The sequence below is a fragment of the Flavobacterium davisii genome (assembly GCF_042182265.1).
Taxonomy (GTDB): Bacteria; Bacteroidota; Bacteroidia; order Flavobacteriales; family Flavobacteriaceae; genus Flavobacterium; species Flavobacterium davisii.
This window is the reverse complement of the sequence record NZ_CP097869.1, coordinates 981691-1006798: the sequence shown is the minus strand read 5'-3', so window position 1 is coordinate 1006798 and position 25108 is coordinate 981691. Positions and strand designations below refer to the sequence as shown.

21 protein-coding genes are annotated in these 25108 nt (G+C 33.6%); 3 read left to right on the top strand and 18 right to left on the bottom strand.

All coding sequences use genetic code 11. The features are described from left to right. Window positions 1-179: 179 nt before the first annotated feature. From NAB20_RS04090 to NAB20_RS04080, 3 genes are all read right to left on the bottom strand, one after another. Window positions 180-998, bottom strand: a complete 819-nt coding sequence (locus NAB20_RS04090; protein ID WP_088397421.1) for a tyrosine-type recombinase/integrase — start codon at window positions 996-998, stop codon at window positions 180-182. Continuing rightward, window positions 998-1825: a tyrosine-type recombinase/integrase gene (locus NAB20_RS04085; RefSeq protein WP_060383631.1), complete on the bottom strand. Its 828-nt coding sequence runs from the start codon at window positions 1823-1825 to the stop codon at window positions 998-1000. Before NAB20_RS04085 ends, NAB20_RS04090 begins: the two co-directional genes overlap by 1 nt. Window positions 1826-1946: 121 nt before the next feature. Then, entirely contained in the window at window positions 1947-4331 is a 2385-nt protein-coding gene (locus tag NAB20_RS04080) for a CHC2 zinc finger domain-containing protein (RefSeq protein WP_375605554.1), read from the bottom strand. Between the two features lie 142 nt (window positions 4332-4473). Between NAB20_RS04080 and NAB20_RS04075 the strand changes: the two genes are divergently transcribed. Continuing rightward, window positions 4474-4839: a helix-turn-helix domain-containing protein gene (locus NAB20_RS04075; protein ID WP_375605553.1), complete on the top strand. Its 366-nt coding sequence runs from the start codon at window positions 4474-4476 to the stop codon at window positions 4837-4839. A gap of 123 nt (window positions 4840-4962) precedes the next feature. On the opposite strand, the gene NAB20_RS04070 is transcribed toward NAB20_RS04075, so the two are convergent. The 5 genes from NAB20_RS04070 to NAB20_RS04050 all read right to left on the bottom strand — a co-directional run bounded on the left by NAB20_RS04070 (window position 4963) and on the right by NAB20_RS04050 (window position 11131). Continuing rightward, window positions 4963-5406: a hypothetical protein gene (locus tag NAB20_RS04070; protein WP_097609400.1), complete on the bottom strand. Its 444-nt coding sequence runs from the start codon at window positions 5404-5406 to the stop codon at window positions 4963-4965. Then, window positions 5406-5987 (bottom strand): hypothetical protein, encoded by a 582-nt coding sequence (locus NAB20_RS04065; RefSeq protein ID WP_375605555.1) that lies wholly within the window; start codon window positions 5985-5987, stop codon window positions 5406-5408. The genes NAB20_RS04070 and NAB20_RS04065 overlap by 1 nt, the downstream gene beginning before the upstream one ends. A gap of 992 nt (window positions 5988-6979) precedes the next feature. Then, entirely contained in the window at window positions 6980-7798 is an 819-nt protein-coding gene (locus tag NAB20_RS04060; RefSeq protein ID WP_088397421.1) for a tyrosine-type recombinase/integrase, read from the bottom strand. After that, a complete protein-coding gene (locus NAB20_RS04055) occupies window positions 7798-8625 on the bottom strand; it encodes a tyrosine-type recombinase/integrase (RefSeq protein ID WP_060383631.1) in 828 nt (275 codons plus the stop codon). The genes NAB20_RS04060 and NAB20_RS04055 overlap by 1 nt, the downstream gene beginning before the upstream one ends. Before the next feature lie 121 nt (window positions 8626-8746). Further along, complete coding sequence (locus tag NAB20_RS04050; protein ID WP_375605554.1) at window positions 8747-11131, bottom strand: CHC2 zinc finger domain-containing protein; 2385 nt, start codon at window positions 11129-11131, stop codon at window positions 8747-8749. Window positions 11132-11273: 142 nt separating this feature from the next. Between NAB20_RS04050 and NAB20_RS04045 the strand changes: the two genes are divergently transcribed. Beyond that, complete coding sequence (locus tag NAB20_RS04045; RefSeq protein WP_375605553.1) at window positions 11274-11639, top strand: helix-turn-helix domain-containing protein; 366 nt, start codon at window positions 11274-11276, stop codon at window positions 11637-11639. A 123-nt stretch (window positions 11640-11762) separates the two neighbouring features. Here NAB20_RS04045 and NAB20_RS04040 read toward each other — a convergent pair whose 3' ends face one another. The 5 genes from NAB20_RS04040 to NAB20_RS04020 form a co-directional block, all read right to left on the bottom strand. Then, a complete protein-coding gene (locus NAB20_RS04040) occupies window positions 11763-12206 on the bottom strand; it encodes a hypothetical protein (protein ID WP_097609400.1) in 444 nt (147 codons plus the stop codon). Further along, window positions 12206-12787, bottom strand: coding sequence for a hypothetical protein (locus tag NAB20_RS04035; protein ID WP_375605552.1), 582 nt, complete (start codon window positions 12785-12787; stop codon window positions 12206-12208). The genes NAB20_RS04040 and NAB20_RS04035 overlap by 1 nt, the downstream gene beginning before the upstream one ends. Before the next feature lie 1105 nt (window positions 12788-13892). Beyond that, window positions 13893-14708: a tyrosine-type recombinase/integrase gene (locus NAB20_RS04030; RefSeq protein WP_375605548.1), complete on the bottom strand. Its 816-nt coding sequence runs from the start codon at window positions 14706-14708 to the stop codon at window positions 13893-13895. Window positions 14709-14710: 2 nt separating this feature from the next. Continuing rightward, window positions 14711-15538, bottom strand: coding sequence for a tyrosine-type recombinase/integrase (locus NAB20_RS04025; protein WP_375605551.1), 828 nt, complete (start codon window positions 15536-15538; stop codon window positions 14711-14713). Window positions 15539-15659: 121 nt separating this feature from the next. Beyond that, complete coding sequence (locus tag NAB20_RS04020; RefSeq protein ID WP_375605550.1) at window positions 15660-18059, bottom strand: CHC2 zinc finger domain-containing protein; 2400 nt, start codon at window positions 18057-18059, stop codon at window positions 15660-15662. Between the two features lie 134 nt (window positions 18060-18193). Here NAB20_RS04020 and NAB20_RS04015 point away from each other — a divergent pair, with 134 nt between their 5' ends. Beyond that, window positions 18194-18559 (top strand): helix-turn-helix domain-containing protein, encoded by a 366-nt coding sequence (locus tag NAB20_RS04015; RefSeq protein ID WP_060383628.1) that lies wholly within the window; start codon window positions 18194-18196, stop codon window positions 18557-18559. Between the two features lie 177 nt (window positions 18560-18736). Here the strand turns inward: NAB20_RS04015 and NAB20_RS04010 are convergent, their stop codons facing one another. From NAB20_RS04010 to NAB20_RS03990, 5 genes are all read right to left on the bottom strand, one after another. Beyond that, window positions 18737-19171: an SMI1/KNR4 family protein gene (locus NAB20_RS04010; RefSeq protein ID WP_127822487.1), complete on the bottom strand. Its 435-nt coding sequence runs from the start codon at window positions 19169-19171 to the stop codon at window positions 18737-18739. Between the two features lie 5 nt (window positions 19172-19176). After that, a complete protein-coding gene (locus NAB20_RS04005) occupies window positions 19177-19713 on the bottom strand; it encodes an HNH/ENDO VII family nuclease (protein ID WP_375605549.1) in 537 nt (178 codons plus the stop codon). Window positions 19714-20818: 1105 nt separating this feature from the next. Next, window positions 20819-21634 (bottom strand): tyrosine-type recombinase/integrase, encoded by an 816-nt coding sequence (locus tag NAB20_RS04000; protein WP_375605548.1) that lies wholly within the window; start codon window positions 21632-21634, stop codon window positions 20819-20821. 2 nt (window positions 21635-21636) lie between these two features. Next, window positions 21637-22464 (bottom strand): tyrosine-type recombinase/integrase, encoded by an 828-nt coding sequence (locus NAB20_RS03995; RefSeq protein ID WP_375605547.1) that lies wholly within the window; start codon window positions 22462-22464, stop codon window positions 21637-21639. Window positions 22465-22585: 121 nt separating this feature from the next. Continuing rightward, entirely contained in the window at window positions 22586-24976 is a 2391-nt protein-coding gene (locus NAB20_RS03990) for a CHC2 zinc finger domain-containing protein (RefSeq protein WP_375605546.1), read from the bottom strand. Window positions 24977-25108 lie beyond the last annotated feature (132 nt).

Here is a 25108-nt window from a genome sequence, read left to right as displayed (position 1 = left end):
TTTTATATAAAAACAACCAACTAAAATAATTAGTCGGTTGTTTAAGAGGTTTGTTGTTGCAATAGTTCTTTTTCTGCTTTTTCCCTGGTGTTTTGGAGGTTTTCTAAGATAAGTCTTAATTATGACTTTGGCTAAGGATTTGCACCGTTAATAGGCGTTTAGATTTGTTTACCTAAAGTTTATTGTAGTGGATGCAAAAGGTTGATTTTTGCTTTTAGTTCTTCGAACTGGGTAGTTTTATATTGTTGGGTTGTACCGCTTATTTTGTGTCCTGCAAAGACTTGTACTACTCTTACATCGTGCTGTATTAATAAGTTTTTAATGACGCTTTGTCTTATTTTGAGCGGTGTAATTTGTTTTTCTTTTGTTCGAGATTTATTGAGGTATTCGCCAATGTCATTGGTATTGTAGGCTTTGTTGGTTCTTGTGGTAAATAAATAATCTTCTGGCTTTTTTTCTTTGAGGTATTCTATATAATTGATGTATTCTGTACAGAGATAGATTTGATAGGCTTTTAAGGGTAGGGTTCTGTTTTTTAGAGTGATTTCTGCTTTTTCGAGATCGATGTCTTTTACTTTGATGGCTATCAGTTCGCTAGTGGTTAGGGCTTGTTCTATGAGTAAACTCACCATTAGTTTTTTATGTTTGGGGGTTTGTTGGTAATATTCTTCTAATTGTTTGGTGGTGCATAGATTTTGGGTTTTTATGGTTTTGTCTATTTTATCTATTAAAATGAGTTTTTTGATAGGATGATCTTTTCTAATTCCAGTAAATTGTAAATATCTATAATATACTTTGATGCTGTGGAGATGATTGGCTATGGTTCTGTATTTTTTGTCACTTTCTCTAAGGATTTTAAGGTAACGTAATATGTCATTTAATGTAGCTTTTTCGTGATTAATGGTGTGCTGTTGGTACTTCTTGATGCAACAGTATAAACTTTTATGATTGGATGGACTAAAGTGGTTTTGGATATATTCTTTTAAAGTCATCATCATTATAATTTTTTGAGTTGGTATTTACTTATTCTTGTATAAATTTCGGTAGTTTCCATTTGGGAGTGTCCTAAAAATGCTTGTACTTGTGGGAGCTGTACGCCGTTTTCTAGTAGATGTGTGGCGATGGAATGACGCAGACCGTGCAGGGTTATTTTTGCTTTTACACTGGCTTTTAGGGCTAGTCTTTTTAGCATTATTAAAGCGGTGTATCTTTTTAATCTAGTTCCTGCTTTGTTGTATAAAATGGGTTGATTTTTCATTGTGGTGTATTTTATGGTTTCTAAATAATTGATTAGGTCCTGGTTTATTTTTTCACTTACTGGGATGACTCTGTATTTGTTGTTTTTGCCTTTTTGAACTGTTACTGTTTTTTGTATGGTATCGATGTCTTTTACCGTGATTTGTTCCATTTCGAAGGCTCGAAGCCCACAGCCATAGCACAGATGTAAAATGATAGTTTGTTGTAAGTTGGCTTTTGTATAGAGTTGTTTTATTTCTTCTTGGGTGAGTATTTCTCTTTCTGCTTTTGTAGCTTTGGGGAGTTGAAGCTCATAATAATTAAATGGATTTTTTTTAATGAGTTTTTCTCTTTCTAAGTAACTAAAATAATGTTCTATACTTCTATAATATCCCTGTATGGTGTGAGTATTTAATGCCTTTTGTTGATAATAATTAACGTATTTTTTTAGATCCGAAGGTTTGACTTGTTGGAGTTCTTTTTGAGTGATTCTTATAAAATGGTGGATGTTTCTTATTCGTTGTTCGACAGATAATTTATGGTAACCTAGTATGAGTAATTCTTCTTTATACGATGCTTTATGTATCATTGTCCTACACTGTTTTTTAAAATGATGCGCCGATTACTTTTATTCCTTGTTTTACAGTACTTTATACTTATTTTATCGGCTCATTATAGGTATATTCTAGGCTCACTTTAGACTCATTTTACTACTCTTTTAACTTACCTAACATTGTTTGTAATTGTTCTTCGCTCAATGTTTTAAAGTTGTCCCAATGGGCTATTTTGTATTGATTGCCTTTGCCCATTTTACCAATTTTTGATAAATATTCACAAGATACTAAATCAGTTAAATATCGGTTTATTTGCGCTTTACTTAGTGTATAATGGTCTTTGATGTCGAAGCGTGTAAATTTTATATCTTCTCGTTTCTTGTCTTCTTTTTTAGCCTTTTTTTCTGCAAACTTTTTTAAGGATTCGTAAAAGGTTCTGACTTTCCCCTCCAGTTCATCCATTTTTAATATAATACTGTTTTTCATTAATAATAAACCATTGATTACGTCTTCTTTCTCTGCGATTAATTGCCCTTGTGGGGTTTTGTTTCTTTGATACTGATTCAGTAGTACTATTTGATTGATTACCCCCATTACTATATCGTGCATTCGGGTGGGTTTGTGTACATTCTCGGGCAGTTCCACGAGGTTTGCATAAGGGTTTATCACTTCATAGACTTGTAATAATTTGATACATTCTCTTAAAAATAGCCTTATTTGTTCTTGCTCTTGTTTGTTGATTTCGCCTTGATAGACTTTGTTTTTATACTCAATGATTCGTTTGGTTTGCTCCTTGGATTCATCGACCGATAACACTATAATTCTACTCATATTATCCTCGTAGAGTTCGCCTTTGGTGGTGGCTGATAGACTGGCAAAAGATACTTCTACCTCTTTTATTTTACCGTCGGCATTGCCTTTTTTGTCTTTGATAGAAGTCGAGGAGGATAATTTTTTGTTAGAGATCATTTCACGCACTGCCAGTAAAGCTTCTTCTTTTAGTCCGTCTAAATCTTCAAAAACAATAAGCTTATACATAAATTCTCCGTTCTTATAATTATACAAACTACTTTCTGTAACTCGGGTTAAATAAATCACATCTTCGGGCGGTATGAGTAATGCTATTTGTTTGATGGTGTGTGTTTTGCCACTTCCTGAGCTTCCCTGGTATAATACGTGTAAATTGTAATTCATTTTATAGGTGGTTGCTGTTACAAACTGTAATAATCGGTTATCCTCTTCCCCTACAATGCCTATTTTTCCTAGTAAGTCATTGATATTGTGTAATAAATTATGAGCTTTTAGTAAGTCGAGGGGTTTTGTTAATCCTTGTAATGGTAGGACTTTCTTTGGTGTGGATAGAATTGGTTTTACTTCTTGTTCAATTTTTTCTACTATTGCCTTTTCACTACTGCCTATTGCCTTTCTTTTTTCCAATAGTTCCATAAAAATTTCTTTATCGTAAGCGACTAAAAGGCTGTTTACATCCTCATTTTCGGGGGTTTCTACTTTTGTTATTTTAAATTTTAAATGTTGAATTTTAAATTGTTCTGCATACCTGTTTATGGCTTGGTGACCTGCTTTGTCTCCGTCAAAGAAAAATATTACTTCTTCTAATTCTTTTAGGTTTTTGATGGCTTCTAAATGTTCTGGAGTTAAGCCGTTTGTACCATAGCATGCAAGAGCCCCCCAACCCCCAAAGGGGGAGTTAGGGTCGTTGAGTATCGTCAATAAACTAGCACAATCGATGATGGCTTCGGTTAAAATGAGTTTTTTGGTTTCGGGTTTTGGATAATTTGGATATAAGCCCTGACGGTTTTTTAAATAAAAATGTTTGCCGTTTTTTTCGTCTATGCTTCTTAAATAATAGCTTACGATTTGATTTTTGTTATTTCGCAATGGAAAAGCAATACTTTTATTGGCAAAGACTTGATAGGTTACTGCTTCGCCTGTTTGATTGTTCATTCTATTTAAAGGGGTTAGCATCCCTACTTCTAAAGCGTCTTGTATCATTTCCTTTTTTGCTTGTTCGGGGTTTGGTTCGTTTTCAAAACGTCCTGCGTGGTGGAACTGCCCCGAATTAAAACCGACTAATCCTCTTTTTTCTAGTAATGCGGTTAAGTTTCTGCTATGTAAATAGTCTCTTGCTGGTTGACTTAAATACACTGATTTTATAAAGGTTTCGTATAGTTTTTCTAAAAATTCAATTCGTTTTTCTTGATCCATTGGTTTTGTGGTTATGGGTTTGTTTTTTATTTCGGGTGGATTGCCTGCAAGTGCTGTACATTTTAAAAGGGCTTGGTGTTTTGAGAAAGCCTGTCCGCCTGTGGCGGATTCAAAGTCTTGTACAAATTGGATTTGGTCGCCTTTTGCTCCGCAAGCGTGGCATTTGTAAAAATCTTTTTGCAAATTGACTTGTAATGAAGCTGTTTTGTCATCGTGAAAAGGACAGCACAACATTTTGTTTTTGTTTGGTTGTAAGTTGTAATGCTGGAGTACTTGGCTTAAACTTAAAGTTTGTTTGATGTCGTTGATTTGCATTTATAAGGGTTTAAAATATTTTTTGTGTTTTTTTACAATAAAGCAAATGTATTTAAAATTGTATTATTCAGCAAGCATATATTTTAACATTTTTAATTTATGGTGTTATTAGCTAAATTTGTTGTATAAAAAGTCTGTTATTATGAATATAGGGGAAAATATAAAAAGAATACGTACAATGAAGAATCTTTCACAGAAAGAAGTTACTTTAAATGCTAAACTGGATACTGCCCAATATAGTAGGATAGAAAATGGAAAGACAGACCCATCAGTAACAACCCTAGAAAGAATTGCAAAAGCTCTAGGAGTTTCTTTAGCAGATTTATTTACATCAACTGACGAATTGAAAGAAATAAATTCTTTAGATAAAACAATTATGGAAAAAGTTTCTTTGATGGAAAGTTTAAGTGAAAACGAAAAGCAAACTATTTACACTATGCTAGATGCTTTTATAGGAAAGAAAAAATTAAAAGAAACTTTATCTAATGTTCTAAATGATGTTAAATAAAACCAAGAATTAAAACCATTTTTTCATTTTTTTTATATATTTTACAAAAGCAAAAAAGCTGTCAAACGACAGCTTTTTTTGTTTTATTTTACCTCAAAATCAGGAGACTTTGCGGAGCTGGGTTTATTCATACATATAGTTATATCTTGAAGCTAATATTTCTATATAACTATCATATCCTATAATTAAATAATGCTTCAAATTTAAATTTCCTGTTGGATCATAAAGTTTATACTTTGTCTGTAACCATTCAGAATTTTCTACTCTATAAAAACCCGAATCAGGATTGTGATTATTTATTTTCCAATATTCAACCTTTTCAATATCATAATCATCTTTTAAAATCTCAAATTCATTATAATTGAACTCATAAAAATTTAAAGTTGTACATTTTACTTCTGCCACTTTTTCAAAAATAATTTTAATATTAGAATAGGTTTCACCATCTAAATATTGTTTCAAAGTCTGTCCTTCAACATTTACCTTTGATTTGGTTTCGGTGTAGATTAATTCAATATCTGTACAAGATATTTGAAAATCAACTTTTTCTGATATCAATTTATACATTAATTACAATTTTTTATTATTCTTAAAAGTCCTGAACCGTCTTTATTTTTTGTTACAGCAATTGTTTTTGATGGTACAATATCCCCACTTGGTCCTTTTAATCCAAAATCAGATTTTAAATGTGGTGGAACTTTGTCAAAAGGAACCAAAATAGCATTAGTAGGAAATTTACCCGACTCTGCCAAAGCTGCTAATCCTCGATTATTTAAAGTAACTGCCTTGCCCGTTGTTGGGTCAATTGTATATGATATCTGAAAAACATTCGGATCAATTTTATTAGCTTTTAAATCATCAGCAACATCTTTAATTGATCTTCCTCTTATAGCATCATCAGCTTGTGAACCAATATCACTAAAATTTGGACCAATTCGCTTTTGACCAAAATGTAAATCTTTTGGAAAATCTGTAATTTCACCAAATTGAAATGGATCAAATGAAGACAACCCAAACGGATCCACCCACGAATTAGAATCGTGTACATACGCATAGAAAGTTGGGTTATTTCCAGCCAGTCCAATGGGGTCTTGAGAGAGATAATACTGCACCACTTTTTGCCCCTCTACAACACACTTTTGAGCCATCGACAGACATCCTTTTGACTCTCGTGGGTACAAGTTCAAAGGTATCAGCAATAGGATTAAAAGCAGTTTTAGCAGTTTCATTATTTCAAAAATAGCTTATTTTTTATTTCATCTGAAAAAAAAAGATTGTTTTTTGATCGATTAAACAAGGCAGATACAAAACTAACTTTGAGTGTTTGCCTTTGGTTTACAGGTGCTTTAGTGTTGTGGTGCTTGTTTTTTTAAACGATTGCTGGGCGATTCATTTGATTTGGAACGATTAACATCCTAAAGCAATCGTTTAAAAAAACGAGCCCTGCGGAGTTTACGGAGCAGTTAACCACTAATCTTACCACGTCTTACCTTTTTAAATTTTTGTGATAAAAACCAAACAAAGATGCGAGGCTAGAAGTCCGTAAGGCGAACTAGACGAGGATTTTGTGCAGGTTTTTGAACAAATAATTTAAAAATGCAAACTCTTGCGAAGCTCCTATTTTCGGGCGGGAGCGTTGGAGAGGGGCTATTTTACATAAATGCCAGTTATAGCTTTCAAGGCGAAGCGAACCCGCAGGGCTTGAACTATAACTGCCAATTATGTAAATATAGCTTTGGGGCGGTTTGAGCCTTGGCAAGCGGTTGTTTTTTTGGTTGGGGAAAGCAAGCGAGTAAAAAAAGGCTTTTTTGTGTGCGAGGGGTTGGGAAAACAAAAAGCCTTTTTTTACTGGCATTGCAGGGGTGGGAAAAACAACGGCTGTGAGGGTGGGGAAAAAACCGCCGGAGCGTTGGGGAGCGTTGGACGGGCGGGTGAAAATACTTGGTGCGAAGCACACCGCTTTTTATATAAAAACAACCAACTAAAATAATTAGTCGGTTGTTTAAGAGGTTTGTTGTTGCAATAGTTCTTTTTCTGCTTTTTCCCTGGTGTTTTGGAGGTTTTCTAAGATAAGTCTTAATTATGACTTTGGCTAAGGATTTGCACCGTTAATAGGCGTTTAGATTTGTTTACCTAAAGTTTATTGTAGTGGATGCAAAAGGTTGATTTTTGCTTTTAGTTCTTCGAACTGGGTAGTTTTATATTGTTGGGTTGTACCGCTTATTTTGTGTCCTGCAAAGACTTGTACTACTCTTACATCGTGCTGTATTAATAAGTTTTTAATGACGCTTTGTCTTATTTTGAGCGGTGTAATTTGTTTTTCTTTTGTTCGAGATTTATTGAGGTATTCGCCAATGTCATTGGTATTGTAGGCTTTGTTGGTTCTTGTGGTAAATAAATAATCTTCTGGCTTTTTTTCTTTGAGGTATTCTATATAATTGATGTATTCTGTACAGAGATAGATTTGATAGGCTTTTAAGGGTAGGGTTCTGTTTTTTAGAGTGATTTCTGCTTTTTCGAGATCGATGTCTTTTACTTTGATGGCTATCAGTTCGCTAGTGGTTAGGGCTTGTTCTATGAGTAAACTCACCATTAGTTTTTTATGTTTGGGGGTTTGTTGGTAATATTCTTCTAATTGTTTGGTGGTGCATAGATTTTGGGTTTTTATGGTTTTGTCTATTTTATCTATTAAAATGAGTTTTTTGATAGGATGATCTTTTCTAATTCCAGTAAATTGTAAATATCTATAATATACTTTGATGCTGTGGAGATGATTGGCTATGGTTCTGTATTTTTTGTCACTTTCTCTAAGGATTTTAAGGTAACGTAATATGTCATTTAATGTAGCTTTTTCGTGATTAATGGTGTGCTGTTGGTACTTCTTGATGCAACAGTATAAACTTTTATGATTGGATGGACTAAAGTGGTTTTGGATATATTCTTTTAAAGTCATCATCATTATAATTTTTTGAGTTGGTATTTACTTATTCTTGTATAAATTTCGGTAGTTTCCATTTGGGAGTGTCCTAAAAATGCTTGTACTTGTGGGAGCTGTACGCCGTTTTCTAGTAGATGTGTGGCGATGGAATGACGCAGACCGTGCAGGGTTATTTTTGCTTTTACACTGGCTTTTAGGGCTAGTCTTTTTAGCATTATTAAAGCGGTGTATCTTTTTAATCTAGTTCCTGCTTTGTTGTATAAAATGGGTTGATTTTTCATTGTGGTGTATTTTATGGTTTCTAAATAATTGATTAGGTCCTGGTTTATTTTTTCACTTACTGGGATGACTCTGTATTTGTTGTTTTTGCCTTTTTGAACTGTTACTGTTTTTTGTATGGTATCGATGTCTTTTACCGTGATTTGTTCCATTTCGAAGGCTCGAAGCCCACAGCCATAGCACAGATGTAAAATGATAGTTTGTTGTAAGTTGGCTTTTGTATAGAGTTGTTTTATTTCTTCTTGGGTGAGTATTTCTCTTTCTGCTTTTGTAGCTTTGGGGAGTTGAAGCTCATAATAATTAAATGGATTTTTTTTAATGAGTTTTTCTCTTTCTAAGTAACTAAAATAATGTTCTATACTTCTATAATATCCCTGTATGGTGTGAGTATTTAATGCCTTTTGTTGATAATAATTAACGTATTTTTTTAGATCCGAAGGTTTGACTTGTTGGAGTTCTTTTTGAGTGATTCTTATAAAATGGTGGATGTTTCTTATTCGTTGTTCGACAGATAATTTATGGTAACCTAGTATGAGTAATTCTTCTTTATACGATGCTTTATGTATCATTGTCCTACACTGTTTTTTAAAATGATGCGCCGATTACTTTTATTCCTTGTTTTACAGTACTTTATACTTATTTTATCGGCTCATTATAGGTATATTCTAGGCTCACTTTAGACTCATTTTACTACTCTTTTAACTTACCTAACATTGTTTGTAATTGTTCTTCGCTCAATGTTTTAAAGTTGTCCCAATGGGCTATTTTGTATTGATTGCCTTTGCCCATTTTACCAATTTTTGATAAATATTCACAAGATACTAAATCAGTTAAATATCGGTTTATTTGCGCTTTACTTAGTGTATAATGGTCTTTGATGTCGAAGCGTGTAAATTTTATATCTTCTCGTTTCTTGTCTTCTTTTTTAGCCTTTTTTTCTGCAAACTTTTTTAAGGATTCGTAAAAGGTTCTGACTTTCCCCTCCAGTTCATCCATTTTTAATATAATACTGTTTTTCATTAATAATAAACCATTGATTACGTCTTCTTTCTCTGCGATTAATTGCCCTTGTGGGGTTTTGTTTCTTTGATACTGATTCAGTAGTACTATTTGATTGATTACCCCCATTACTATATCGTGCATTCGGGTGGGTTTGTGTACATTCTCGGGCAGTTCCACGAGGTTTGCATAAGGGTTTATCACTTCATAGACTTGTAATAATTTGATACATTCTCTTAAAAATAGCCTTATTTGTTCTTGCTCTTGTTTGTTGATTTCGCCTTGATAGACTTTGTTTTTATACTCAATGATTCGTTTGGTTTGCTCCTTGGATTCATCGACCGATAACACTATAATTCTACTCATATTATCCTCGTAGAGTTCGCCTTTGGTGGTGGCTGATAGACTGGCAAAAGATACTTCTACCTCTTTTATTTTACCGTCGGCATTGCCTTTTTTGTCTTTGATAGAAGTCGAGGAGGATAATTTTTTGTTAGAGATCATTTCACGCACTGCCAGTAAAGCTTCTTCTTTTAGTCCGTCTAAATCTTCAAAAACAATAAGCTTATACATAAATTCTCCGTTCTTATAATTATACAAACTACTTTCTGTAACTCGGGTTAAATAAATCACATCTTCGGGCGGTATGAGTAATGCTATTTGTTTGATGGTGTGTGTTTTGCCACTTCCTGAGCTTCCCTGGTATAATACGTGTAAATTGTAATTCATTTTATAGGTGGTTGCTGTTACAAACTGTAATAATCGGTTATCCTCTTCCCCTACAATGCCTATTTTTCCTAGTAAGTCATTGATATTGTGTAATAAATTATGAGCTTTTAGTAAGTCGAGGGGTTTTGTTAATCCTTGTAATGGTAGGACTTTCTTTGGTGTGGATAGAATTGGTTTTACTTCTTGTTCAATTTTTTCTACTATTGCCTTTTCACTACTGCCTATTGCCTTTCTTTTTTCCAATAGTTCCATAAAAATTTCTTTATCGTAAGCGACTAAAAGGCTGTTTACATCCTCATTTTCGGGGGTTTCTACTTTTGTTATTTTAAATTTTAAATGTTGAATTTTAAATTGTTCTGCATACCTGTTTATGGCTTGGTGACCTGCTTTGTCTCCGTCAAAGAAAAATATTACTTCTTCTAATTCTTTTAGGTTTTTGATGGCTTCTAAATGTTCTGGAGTTAAGCCGTTTGTACCATAGCATGCAAGAGCCCCCCAACCCCCAAAGGGGGAGTTAGGGTCGTTGAGTATCGTCAATAAACTAGCACAATCGATGATGGCTTCGGTTAAAATGAGTTTTTTGGTTTCGGGTTTTGGATAATTTGGATATAAGCCCTGACGGTTTTTTAAATAAAAATGTTTGCCGTTTTTTTCGTCTATGCTTCTTAAATAATAGCTTACGATTTGATTTTTGTTATTTCGCAATGGAAAAGCAATACTTTTATTGGCAAAGACTTGATAGGTTACTGCTTCGCCTGTTTGATTGTTCATTCTATTTAAAGGGGTTAGCATCCCTACTTCTAAAGCGTCTTGTATCATTTCCTTTTTTGCTTGTTCGGGGTTTGGTTCGTTTTCAAAACGTCCTGCGTGGTGGAACTGCCCCGAATTAAAACCGACTAATCCTCTTTTTTCTAGTAATGCGGTTAAGTTTCTGCTATGTAAATAGTCTCTTGCTGGTTGACTTAAATACACTGATTTTATAAAGGTTTCGTATAGTTTTTCTAAAAATTCAATTCGTTTTTCTTGATCCATTGGTTTTGTGGTTATGGGTTTGTTTTTTATTTCGGGTGGATTGCCTGCAAGTGCTGTACATTTTAAAAGGGCTTGGTGTTTTGAGAAAGCCTGTCCGCCTGTGGCGGATTCAAAGTCTTGTACAAATTGGATTTGGTCGCCTTTTGCTCCGCAAGCGTGGCATTTGTAAAAATCTTTTTGCAAATTGACTTGTAATGAAGCTGTTTTGTCATCGTGAAAAGGACAGCACAACATTTTGTTTTTGTTTGGTTGTAAGTTGTAATGCTGGAGTACTTGGCTTAAACTTAAAGTTTGTTTGATGTCGTTGATTTGCATTTATAAGGGTTTAAAATATTTTTTGTGTTTTTTTACAATAAAGCAAATGTATTTAAAATTGTATTATTCAGCAAGCATATATTTTAACATTTTTAATTTATGGTGTTATTAGCTAAATTTGTTGTATAAAAAGTCTGTTATTATGAATATAGGGGAAAATATAAAAAGAATACGTACAATGAAGAATCTTTCACAGAAAGAAGTTACTTTAAATGCTAAACTGGATACTGCCCAATATAGTAGGATAGAAAATGGAAAGACAGACCCATCAGTAACAACCCTAGAAAGAATTGCAAAAGCTCTAGGAGTTTCTTTAGCAGATTTATTTACATCAACTGACGAATTGAAAGAAATAAATTCTTTAGATAAAACAATTATGGAAAAAGTTTCTTTGATGGAAAGTTTAAGTGAAAACGAAAAGCAAACTATTTACACTATGCTAGATGCTTTTATAGGAAAGAAAAAATTAAAAGAAACTTTATCTAATGTTCTAAATGATGTTAAATAAAACCAAGAATTAAAACCATTTTTTCATTTTTTTTATATATTTTACAAAAGCAAAAAAGCTGTCAAACGACAGCTTTTTTTGTTTTATTTTACCTCAAAATCAGGAGACTTTGCGGAGCTGGGTTTATTCATACATATAGTTATATCTTGAAGCTAATATTTCTATATAACTATCATATCCTATAATTAAATAATGCTTCAAATTTAAATTTCCTGTTGGATCATAAAGTTTATACTTTGTCTGTAACCATTCAGAATTTTCTACTCTATAAAAACCCGAATCAGGATTGTGATTATTTATTTTCCAATATTCAACCTTTTCAATATCATAATCATCTTTTAAAATCTCAAATTCATTATAATTGAACTCATAAAAATTTAAAGTTGTACATTTTACTTCTGCCACTTTTTCAAAAATAATTTTAATATTAGAATAGGTTTCACCATCTAAATATTGTTTCAAAGTCTGTCCTTCAACATTTACCTTTGATTTGGTTTCGGTGTAGATTAATTCAATATCTGTACAAGATATTTGAAAATCAACTTTTTCTGATATCAATTTATACATTAATTACAATTTTTTATTATTCTTAAAAGTCCTGAACCGTCTTTATTTTTTGTTACAGCAATTGTTTTTGATGGTACAATATCCCCACTTGGTCCTTTTAATCCAAAATCAGATTTTAAATGTGGTGGAACTTTGTCAAAAGGAACCAAAATAGCATTAGTAGGAAATTTACCCGACTCTGCCAAAGCTGCTAATCCTCGATTATTTAAAGTAACTGCCTTGCCCGTTGTTGGGTCAATTGTATATGATATCTGAAAAACATTCGGATCAATTTTATTAGCTTTTAAATCATCAGCAACATCTTTAATTGATCTTCCTCTTATAGCATCATCAGCTTGTGAACCAATATCACTAAAATTTGGACCAATTCGCTTTTGACCAAAATGTAAATCTTTTGGAAAATCTGTAATTTCACCAAATTGAAATGGATCAAATGAAGACAACCCAAACGGATCCACCCACGAATTAGAATCGTGTACATACGCATAGAAAGTTGGGTTATTTCCAGCCAGTCCAATGGGGTCTTGAGAGAGATAACACTGTACCACTTTTTGACCCTGTACAATACCCTTTTGAGCCATCGACAGACATCCTTTTGACTCTCGTGGGTACAAGTTCAAAGGTATCAGCAATAGGATTAAAAGCAGTTTTAGCAGTTTCATTATTTCAAAAATAGCTTATTTTTTATTTCATCTGAAAAAAAAAGATTGTTTTTTGATCGATTAAACAAGGCAGACACAAAACTAACTTTGAGTGTTTGCCTTTGGTTTACAGGTGCTTTAGTGTTGTGGTGCTTGTTTTTTTAAACGATTGCTGGAGGATTCATTTGATTTGGAACGATTAACATCCTAAAGCAATCGTTTAAAAAAACGAGCTCTGCGGAGCAGTTAACCACTAATCTTACCACGTCTTACCTTTTTAAATTTTTGTGATAAAAACCAAACAAAGATGCGAGGCTAGAAGTCCGTAAGGCGAACTAGACGAGGATTTTGTGCAGGTTTTTGAACAAATAATTTAAAAATGCAAACTCTTGCGAAGCTCCTATTTTCGGGCGGGAGCGTTGGAGAGGGGCTATTTTACATAAATGCCAGTTATAGCTTTCAAGGCGAAGCGAACCCGCAGGGCTTGAACTATAACTGCCAATTATGTAAATATAGCTTTGGGGCGGTTTGAGCCTTGGCAAGCGGTTGTTTTTTGGAAAGGGAAGACAAGCTAATAAAAAAAGGCTTTTTTGTGTGCGAGGGGTTGGGAAAACAAAAAGCCTTTTTTTATGGGCTTGTAGCGTGGGGAAAACAACGGCTGTGAGGGTGGGGAAAAAACCGCCGGAGCGTTGGGGAGCGTTGGACGGGCGGGTGAAAATACTTGGTGCGAAGCACACCGCTTTTAATTAATTGGAACGGCTAAAACCCGAGTTTTACTTCGAGTTTAGCACTTTTAAGCGATTGTTTTTTTTACAAGTTCTTTTTCTACTTCTTGCTAGACTTCCCGAGTTTTAGTTATCTGGATTATCTGTTCTCTGATGTTAAAAACAATTTCATTGTTAATTTCTAAAAGGTCATTGTAACTTTTAAAGAGAAGGCTTAGGGTTTGACTTTGTCCTATTAATTTCTAATAAAAGGTAATAGATTTCCTTGTCCGATTGATTCGGATTCTTGTTGTTTTCCATAGTTATAAAATTTAAAATGTTTACTGTAAAGGATGCAAAAGATTGATTTTTGCTTTTAGTTCTTCGAACTGAGTTGTTTTGTATTGTTGTGTTGTTCCACTTATTTTGTGTCCTGCAAAGACTTGTACTACTCTTACATCGTGCTGTATTAATAAGTTTTTAATGACGCTTTGTCTTATTTTGAGCGGTGTAATTTGTTTTTCTTTTGTTCGAGATTTATTGAGGTATTCGCCAATGTCATTGGTATTGTAGGCTTTGTTGGTTCTTGTGGTAAATAAATAATCTTCTGGCTTTTTTTCTTTGAGGTATTCTATGTAATTAATGTATTCTGTACAGAGATAGATTTGATAGGCTTTTAAGGGTAGGGTTCTGTTTTTTAGGGTGATTTCTGCTTTTTCTAGATTGATGTCTTTTACTTTGATGGCTATCAGTTCGCTAGTGGTCAGGGCTTGTTCTATGAGTAAACTCACCATTAGTTTTTTATGTTTGGGGGTTTGTTGGTAATATTCTTCTAATTGTTTGGTGGTGCATAGATTTTGGGTTTTAATGGTTTTGTCTATTTTATCTATTAATATGAGTTTTTTGATAGGATGATCTTTTCTTATTCCACTGTATTGTAAATATCTGTAATATACTTTGATGCTATGAAGATGATTGGCTATGGTTCTGTATTTTTTGTTGCTTTCTCTAAGGATTTTAAGGTAACGCAATATGTCATTTAATGTAGCTTTTTCGTGATTAATGGTGTGCTGTTGGTACTTCTTGATGCAACAGTATAAACTTTTATGATTGGATGGACTAAAGTTGTTTTGGATATATTCTTTTAGAGTCATCATAATTATAATTTTTTGAGTTGGTATTTATTTATTCTTGTATATATTTCTGTGGTTTCCATTTGGGAGTGTCCTAAAAATGCTTGTACTTGTGGGAGCTGTACGCCGTTCTCCAGTAGATGTGTAGCGATGGAATGACGCAAACCGTGCAGGGTTATTTTTGCTTTTACACTGGCTTTTATGGCTAGTTTTTTTAGGATCATTAAAGCGGTGTATCTTTTTAGTGGGGTGCCTGCTTTGTTGTATAAAATGTGTTGATTTTTCATTGTGGTGTATTTTATGGTTTCTAAATAATTGATTAGGTCCTGGTTTATTTTTTCACTTACTGGGATGACTCTGTATTTGTTGTTTTTGCCTTTTTGAACCGTTACTGTTTTTTGTATGGTATCGATGTCTTTTACCGTGATTTGTTCCATTTCGAAGGCTCGAAGCCCACAGCCATAGCACAGATGTAAAATGATAGTTTGTTGTAAGTTGGCTTTTGTATAGAGTTGTTTTATTTCTTCTTGGGTGAGTATTTCTCTTTCTGCTTTTGTAGCTTTGGGGAGTTGAAGCTCATAATAATTAAATGGATTTTTTTTAATGAGTTTTTCTCTTTCTAAGTAACTAAAATAATGTTCTATACTTCTATAATATCCCTGTATGGTGTGAGTATTTAATGCCTTTTGTTGATAATAATTAACGTATTTTTTTAGATCCGAAGGTTTGACTTGTTGGAGTTCTTTTTGAGTGATTCTTATAAAATGGTGGATGTTTCTTATTCGTTGTTCGACAGATAATTTATGGTAACCTAGTATGAGTAATTCTTCTTTATACGATGCTTTATGTATCATTGTCCTACACTGTTTTTTAAAATGATGCGCCGATTACTTTTATTCCTTGTTTTACAGTACTTTATACTTATTTTATCGGCTCATTATAGGTATATTCTAGGCTCACTTTAGACTCATTTTACTACTCTTTTAACTTACCTAACATTGTTTGTAATTGTTCTTCGCTCAATGTTTTAAAGTTGTCCCAATGGGCTATTTTGTATTGATTGCCTTTGCCCATTTTACCAATTTTTGATAAATATTCACAAGATACTAAATCAGTTAAATATCGGTTTATTTGCGCTTTACTTAGTGTATAATGGTCTTTGATGTCGAAGCGTGTAAATTTTATATCTTCTCGTTTCTTGTCTTCTTTTTTAGCCTTTTTTTCTGCAAACTTTTTTAAGGATTCGTAAAAGGTTCTGACTTTCCCCTCCAGTTCATCCATTTTTAATATAATACTGTTTTTCATTAATAATAAACCATTGATTACGTCTTCTTTCTCTGCGATTAATTGCCCTTGTGGGGTTTTGTTTCTTTGATACTGATTCAGTAGTACTATTTGATTGATTACCCCCATTACTATATCGTGCATTCGGGTGGGTTTGTGTACATTCTCGGGCAGTTCCACGAGGTTTGCATAAGGGTTTATCACTTCATAGACTTGTAATAATTTGATACATTCTCTTAAAAATAGCCTTATTTGTTCTTGCTCTTGTTTGTTGATTTCGCCTTGATAGACTTTGTTTTTATACTCAATGATTCGTTTGGTTTGCTCCTTGGATTCATCGACCGATAACACTATAATTCTACTCATATTATCCTCGTAGAGTTCGCCTTTGGTGGTGGCTGATAGACTGGCAAAAGATACTTCTACCTCTTTTATTTTACCGTCGGCATTGCCTTTTTTGTCTTTGATAGAAGTCGAGGAGGATAATTTTTTGTTAGAGATCATTTCACGCACTGCCAGTAAAGCTTCTTCTTTTAGTCCGTCTAAATCTTCAAAAACAATAAGCTTATACATAAATTCTCCGTTCTTATAATTATACAAACTACTTTCTGTAACTCGGGTTAAATAAATCACATCTTCGGGCGGTATGAGTAATGCTATTTGTTTGATGGTGTGTGTTTTGCCACTTCCTGAGCTTCCCTGGTATAATACGTGTAAATTGTAATTCATTTTATAGGTGGTTGCTGTTACAAACTGTAATAATCGGTTATCCTCTTCCCCTACAATGCCTATTTTTCCTAGTAAGTCATTGATATTGTGTAATAAATTATGAGCTTTTAGTAAGTCGAGGGGTTTTGTTAATCCTTGTAATGGTAGGACTTTCTTTGGTGTGGATAGAATTGGTTTTACTTCTTGTTCAATTTTTTCTACTATTGCCTTTTCACTACTGCCTATTGCCTTTCTTTTTTCCAATAGTTCCATAAAAATTTCTTTATCGTAAGCGACTAAAAGGCTGTTTACATCCTCATTTTCGGGGGTTTCAACTCGGGTAAGCCCCCTAACCCCCAAAGGGGGAATAAGAGCGAGTAATTCCTTTGCGTATTTTGCTATCGCCGTGCGACCTGCTTTGTCTCCGTCAAAGAAAAATATTACTTCTTCTAATTCTTTTAGGTTTTTGATGGCTTCTAGGTGTTCTGGTGTTAAGCCGTTTGTACCATAGCACGCTAAAAGGCTATAATTATTTGTGATTTCGGGAATGTGTAAAAGGCTGGCACAATCGATAATAGCTTCGGTTAAAATGAGTTTTTTGGTTTCGGGGTTTGGATAATGGGGGAATAATCCTTTTGATTCTTTTAAGTAAAAATGTTTGTAGTTTTTAGTATCGTCGGCTATACGATAATATAAGCCTGTGATTTGATTGGCTTGGTTTCTAAGAGCAAAGACAATGGATTTTAAACCAAATACATTATAAGCCTTTTCGCCTGTTTTAGATAATATATTTGATTCTGATAGTAAACCAAATTCTAACCCCTGGGCGATTACTTCTTTTCGAGCTTCTGCTGGATTGGCTTCGTTTTCAAAGCGTCCTGCGTGATGGAACTGCCCCGAATTAAAACCGACTAAGCCTCTTTTTTCTAGTAATGAAAGTAGATTTCTGCTTTGTAAATAGTCTCTTGCTGGTTGACTTAAATACACTGATTTTATAAAGGTTTCGTATAGTTTTTCTAAAAATTCAATTCGTTTTTCTTGATCCATTGGTTTTGTGGTTATGGGTTGGTGTTTTATTTCGGGTGGATTGCCTGCAAGTGCTGTACATTTTAAAAGGGCTTGGTGTTTTGAGAAAGCCTGTCCGCCTGTGGCGGATTCAAAGTCTTGTACAAATTGGATTTGGTCGCCTTTTGCTCCGCAAGCGTGGCATTTGTAAAAGTCTTTTTCTAAATTGACTTGTAAAGAGGCGGTTTGTTCCTTCCCTCCAGTTCGGGATGACAGGTGAAAAGGACAAAATAACATTTTGTTTTTGTTTGGCTGTAGGTTGTAATGTTGTAATACTTGGCTTAAACTTAAAGTTTGTTTGATGTCTTGGATGTCCATAAATAAAGGCTTTAAAAAATTTGTGTTTAATTTCACAACAACAAAAATAAAATAAAGTTTTTATTATAACAACTTAATTGTTTTTAAAATTACAACTATTTGCAAATAGTATTTGTTTTCAATACTTTTGTAGTATGAGTCTAGCTGATAACATAAAGAATATAAGAGAGCAGAAAAATTTCAAACAAATTGAGGTCGCTAACTATATTGGTGTAGATAAATCTGCTTATTCTAAAATAGAAAAAGGAACTAGAAGCCTAGCTGTTGAAGAGATTGAAAAAATGGCACAACTTTTCAATATGACAATTGACCAAATAATACATTATGATGGTTCAATACCTAAAGAGGTAATTTTAGAAGATAAAACAGAGTTAGAGCAAATAAGACTAATACAACAGCTTGAAGATGAAGACAAGCAAACAATATTTAAACTAGTTGAGAAGATGCTCACTAACAAAAAATTCAAAGACTTTTTTAATAAAAATGTAGCTACTTTATAATAAAAAAGCCGTCAAAAATGACAGCTTTTTTACTTTTATAATTTCTATCGTTTAAAAATCACTTTTTTGTAATATTCTTATTCTCAAACACTTCCCTTATAAGGGACTCTTTTTTCTAAAAAGATCGTAGAAGTAGCAGCTCTTTTTATAAAAAGATCGTAGAAATAGCAGAGCAATCTAGTTTAATAGGTTTTTCTCAATAAGTTCTTCAAAAGATTTATTTAATTCTTCAGTTTCATCATTATCATGATAATATATCCAAACTTTATTGTCTGGAGATATAAAAACAGGATCTCCATTTCCACTTATAGAAATAACATAGCTTTCTTGTATTAAATCACATCTATTATCATTTAAATAATTATCTCTAAAATCATTTGATAAATCTACCACAGTTTCTTCTGACAACATATCACAATTATTAAAACCATATACAGGAAAACCTGTAAAACTACCACCAAAAAGACTTAAAAATTGTATGTAATCTTTATCAAAATTGACATTAAGCTCTTTTTCTGCATTTTTAATTATTTCTTCATCAACAGGCTTTCCTGCAAACAATTCATTTTCAGATAGTATTGATTTAATTTTATCTATAATTTCTTGTTTCATATTTGCTATTTACATTTTATACCTCTTTTATTAAGTTCAGTTTCTGCTAAATGAGTATGATATTCTTTTCTCCAATTATCAAATGCATCTCTTTCTGCTTTTGTTAACCCTCCTCCTTTTGTTTTACCAAATGGATGTTGACCAGGATTTGTATGTTTTTTATCATGATGTTTAGCTGGCATAGCAACTATTGGTCCATTAGCATTTTGCTTATAATGATGTAAAACAATAACATTACCTTGTTTGTCTTTAGGAGACAAACCAAATCCACTTCTTTTATTAGCATAATACAAGGATGTCAATTCCTTATCAGACAAATGACTTATATCTGTATAACCATTTACCTGTAAAGATGTTCCAGCACTATCAGTGAAGTTGACAACACTTAATGGGTTTGAACTTAACCCAAACGGATCCACCCACGAATTAGAATCGTGTACATACGCATAAAAAGTCGGGTTATTTCCAAGTAAACCAATAGGGTCTTGAGAGAGATAACACTGTACCACTTTTTGACCCTGTACAATACCCTTTTGAGCCATCGACAGACATCCTTTTGACTCTCGTGGGTACAAGTTCAAAGGTATCAGCAATAGGATTAAAAGCAGTTTTAGCAGTTTCATTATTTCAAAAATAGCTTATTTTTTATTTCATCTGAAAAAAAAAGATTGTTTTTTGATCGATTAAACAAGGCAGACACAAAACTAACTTTGAGTGTTTGCCTTTGGTTTACAGGTGCTTTAGTGTTGTGGTGCTTGTTTTTTTAAACGATTGCTGGAGGATTCATTTGATTTGGAACGATTAACATCCTAAAGCAATCGTTTAAAAAAACGAGCTCTGCGGAGCAGTTAACCACTAATCTTACCACGTCTTACCTTTTTAAATTTTTGTGATAAAAACCAAACAAAGATGCGAGGCTAGAAGTCCGTAAGGCGAACTAGACGAGGATTTTGTGCAGGTTTTTGAACAAATAATTTAAAAATGCAAACTCTTGCGAAGCTCCTATTTTCGGGCGGGAGCGTTGGAGAGGGGCTATTTTACATAAATGCCAGTTATAGCTTTCAAGGCGAAGCGAACCCGCAGGGCTTGAACTATAACTGCCAATTATGTAAATATAGCTTTGGGGCGGTTTGAGCCTTGGCAAGCGGTTGTTTTTTGGAAAGGGAAGACAAGCTAATAAAAAAAGGCTTTTTTGTGTGCGAGGGGTTGGGAAAACAAAAAGCCTTTTTTTATGGGCTTGTAGCGTGGGGAAAACAACGGCTGTGAGGGTGGGGAAAAAACCGCCGGAGCGTTGGGGAGCGTTGGACGGGCGGGTGAAAATACTTGGTGCGAAGCACACCGCTTTTAATTAATTGGAACGGCTAAAACCCGAGTTTTACTTCGAGTTTAGCACTTTTAAGCGATTGTTTTTTTTACAAGTTCTTTTTCTACTTCTTGCTAGACTTCCCGAGTTTTAGTTATCTGGATTATCTGTTCTCTGATGTTAAAAACAATTTCATTGTTAATTTCTAAAAGGTCATTGTAACTTTTAAAGAGAAGGCTTAGGGTTTGACTTTGTCCTATTAATTTCTAATAAAAGGTAATAGATTTCCTTGTCCGATTGATTCGGATTCTTGTTGTTTTCCATAGTTATAAAATTTAAAATGTTTACTGTAAAGGATGCAAAAGATTGATTTTTGCTTTTAGTTCTTCGAACTGAGTTGTTTTGTATTGTTGTGTTGTTCCACTTATTTTGTGTCCTGCAAAGACTTGTACTACTCTTACATCGTGCTGTATTAATAAGTTTTTAATGACGCTTTGTCTTATTTTGAGCGGTGTAATTTGTTTTTCTTTTGTTCGAGATTTATTGAGGTATTCGCCAATGTCATTGGTATTGTAGGCTTTGTTGGTTCTTGTGGTAAATAAATAATCTTCTGGCTTTTTTTCTTTGAGGTATTCTATGTAATTAATGTATTCTGTACAGAGATAGATTTGATAGGCTTTTAAGGGTAGGGTTCTGTTTTTTAGGGTGATTTCTGCTTTTTCTAGATTGATGTCTTTTACTTTGATGGCTATCAGTTCGCTAGTGGTCAGGGCTTGTTCTATGAGTAAACTCACCATTAGTTTTTTATGTTTGGGGGTTTGTTGGTAATATTCTTCTAATTGTTTGGTGGTGCATAGATTTTGGGTTTTAATGGTTTTGTCTATTTTATCTATTAATATGAGTTTTTTGATAGGATGATCTTTTCTTATTCCACTGTATTGTAAATATCTGTAATATACTTTGATGCTATGAAGATGATTGGCTATGGTTCTGTATTTTTTGTTGCTTTCTCTAAGGATTTTAAGGTAACGCAATATGTCATTTAATGTAGCTTTTTCGTGATTAATGGTGTGCTGTTGGTACTTCTTGATGCAACAGTATAAACTTTTATGATTGGATGGACTAAAGTTGTTTTGGATATATTCTTTTAGAGTCATCATAATTATAATTTTTTGAGTTGGTATTTATTTATTCTTGTATATATTTCTGTGGTTTCCATTTGGGAGTGTCCTAAAAATGCTTGTACTTGTGGGAGCTGTACGCCGTTCTCCAGTAGATGTGTAGCGATGGAATGACGCAAACCGTGCAGGGTTATTTTTGCTTTTACACTGGCTTTTATGGCTAGTTTTTTTAGGATCATTAAAGCGGTGTATCTTTTTAGTGGGGTGCCTGCTTTGTTGTATAAAATGTGTTGATTTTTCATTGTGGTGTATTTTATGGTTTCTAAATAATTGATTAGGTCCTGGTTTATTTTTTCACTTACTGGGATGACTCTGTATTTGTTGTTTTTGCCTTTTTGAACCGTTACTGTTTTTTGTTGAGTATCGATGTCTTTTACCGTGATTTGTTCCATTTCGAAGGCTCGAAGCCCACAGCCATAGCACAGATGTAAAATGATAGTTTGTTGTAAGTTGGCTTTTGTATAGAGTTGTTTTATTTCTTGCTGGGTGAGTATTTCTCTTTCTGCTTTTGTAGCTTTGGGGAGTTGAAGCTCATAATAATTAAATGGATTTTTTTTAATGAGTTTTTCTCTTTCTAAGTAACTAAAATAATGTTCTATACTTCTGTAATATCCCTGTATGGTGTGAGTATTTAATGCCTTTTGTTGATAATGATTTACGTATTTTTTTAGATCTGAAGGTTTGACTTGTTGGAGTTCTTTTTGGGTGATTCTTATAAAATGGTGGATACTCCTTATTCGTTGTTCGACAGATAATTTATGGTAACCTAGTATGAGTAATTCTTCTTTATACGATGCTGTGTTTATCATTGTCCTACACTGTTTTTTAAAATGATGCGCCGATTACTTTTATTTCTTGTTTTACAGTACTTTACACTTATTTTATCGGCTCATTATAGGTATATTCTAGGCTCACTTTAGACTCATTTTATTACTCTTTTAACTTGTCTAACATTACTTGTAATTGTTCTTCGCTCAATGTTTTAAAGTTGTCCCAATGGGCTATTTTGTATTGATTGCCTTTGCCCATTTTACCAATTTTTGATAAATATTCACAAGATACTAAATCGGTTAAATATCGGTTTATTTGTGCTTTGCTTAGCGTGTAATGGTCTTTAATGTCGAAGCGTGTAAATTTTACATCTTCTTTTTTCTTGTCTTCTTTTTTAGCCTTTTTTTCTGCAAACTTTTTTAAGGATTCGTAAAAGGTTCTGACTTTCCCCTCCAGTTCATCCATTTTTAATATAATGCTGTTTTTCATTAATAATAAACCATTGATTACGTCTTCTTTTTCGGCGATTAATTGCCCTTGTGGGGTTTTGTTTCGTTGGTATTGATTGAGCAGTACTATTTGATTGATTACCCCCATAACGATGTCGTGCATTCGGGTGGGTTTGTGAACATTCTCGGGCAGTTCCACCAGATTTGCATAAGGGTTTATGACTTCATAGACTTGTAATAATTTGATACATTCTCTTAAAAATAGCCTTATTTGTTCTTGCTCTTGTTTGTTGATTTCGCCTTGATAGACTTTGTTTTTATATTCAATGATTCGTTTGGTTTGCTCCTTGGATTCATCGACCGATAACACTATAATTCTACTCATATTATCCTCGTAGAGTTCGCCTTTGGTGGTGGCTGATAGACTAGCAAAAGATACTTCTACCTCTTTTATTTTACCGTCGGCATTGCCTTTTTTGTCTTTGATAGAAGTCGAGGAGGATAATTTTTTATTAGAGATCATTTCACGCACTGCCAGTAAAGCTTCTTCTTTTAGTCCGTCTAAATCTTCAAAAACAATAAGCTTATACATAAATTCTCCATTTTTATAATTGTACAAACTACTTTCTGTAACCCTAGTTAAATAAATCACATCTTCGGGCGGTATGAGTAAGGCTATTTGTTTGATGGTGTGTGTTTTGCCACTTCCTGAGCTTCCCTGGTATAATACGTGTAAATTATAATTCATTTTATAGGTAGTTGCCGTTACATATTGCAATAGCCTGTTATCTTCTTCTCCTACAATGCCTATTTTTCCTAGTAAGTCGTTAGTATTGTGTAGTAAATTAGGGGTTTTTAAAAAGTCGAGGGGTTTTGTGTTTTTAGCCACAGATTTTAAGGATTTTACTATTGCCTTTTCATATAAGATTGCTTTGCTTTGTTCCTCGCAACTCCTCGCAATGACAGCCTTTCTTTTCTCCAATAGTTCCATAAAAATTTCTTTTTCATAAGCGACTAAAAGGCTGTTGATGTCCTCATTTTCGGGCGTTTCAACTCGGGTAAGCCCCCTAACCCCCAAAGGGGGAATAAGAGCGAGTAATTCCTTTGCGTATTTTGCTATCGCCGTGCGACCTGCTTTGTCTCCGTCAAAGAAAAATATTACTTCTTCTAATTCTTTTAGGTTTTTGATGGCTTCTAGGTGTTCTGGTGTTAAGCCGTTTGTACCATAGCACGCTAAAAGGCTATAATTATTTGTGATTTCGGGAATGTGTAAAAGGCTGGCACAATCGATAATAGCTTCGGTTAAAATGAGTTTTTTGGTTTCGGGGTTTGGATAATGGGGGAATAATCCTTTTGATTCTTTTAAGTAAAAATGTTTGTAGTTTTTAGTATCGTCGGCTATACGATAATATAAGCCTGTGATTTGATTGGCTTGGTTTCTAAGAGCAAAGACAATGGATTTTAAACCAAATACATTATAAGCCTTTTCGCCTGTTTTAGATAATATATTTGATTCTGATAGTAAACCAAATTCTAACCCCTGGGCGATTACTTCTTTTCGAGCTTCTGCTGGATTGGCTTCGTTTTCAAAGCGTCCTGCGTGATGGAACTGCCCCGAATTAAAACCGACTAAGCCTCTTTTTTCTAGTAATGAAAGTAGATTTCTGCTTTGTAAATAGTCTCTTGCTGGTTGACTTAAATACACTGATTTTATAAAGGTTTCGTATAGTTTTTCTAAAAATTCAATTCGTTTTTCTTGATCCATTGGTTTTGTGGTTATGGGTTGGTGTTTTATTTCGGGTGGATTGCCTGCAAGTGCTGTACATTTTAAAAGGGCTTGGTGTTTTGAGAAAGCCTGTCCGCCTGTGGCGGATTCAAAGTCTTGTACAAATTGGATTTGGTCGCCTTTTGCTCCGCAAGCGTGGCATTTGTAAAAGTCTTTTTCTAAATTGACTTGTAAAGAGGCGGTTTGTTCCTTCCCTCCAGTTCGGGATGACAGGTGAAAAGGACAAAATAACATTTTGTTTTTGTTTGGCTGTAGGTTGTAATGTTGTAATACTTGGCTTAAACTTAAAGTTTGTTTGATGTCTTGGATGTCCATAAATAAAGGCTTTAAAAAATTTGTGTTTAATTTCACAACAACAAAAATAAAATAAAGTTTTTATTATAACAACTTAATTGTTTTTAAAATTACAACTATTTGCAAATAGTATTTGTTTTCAATACTTTTGTA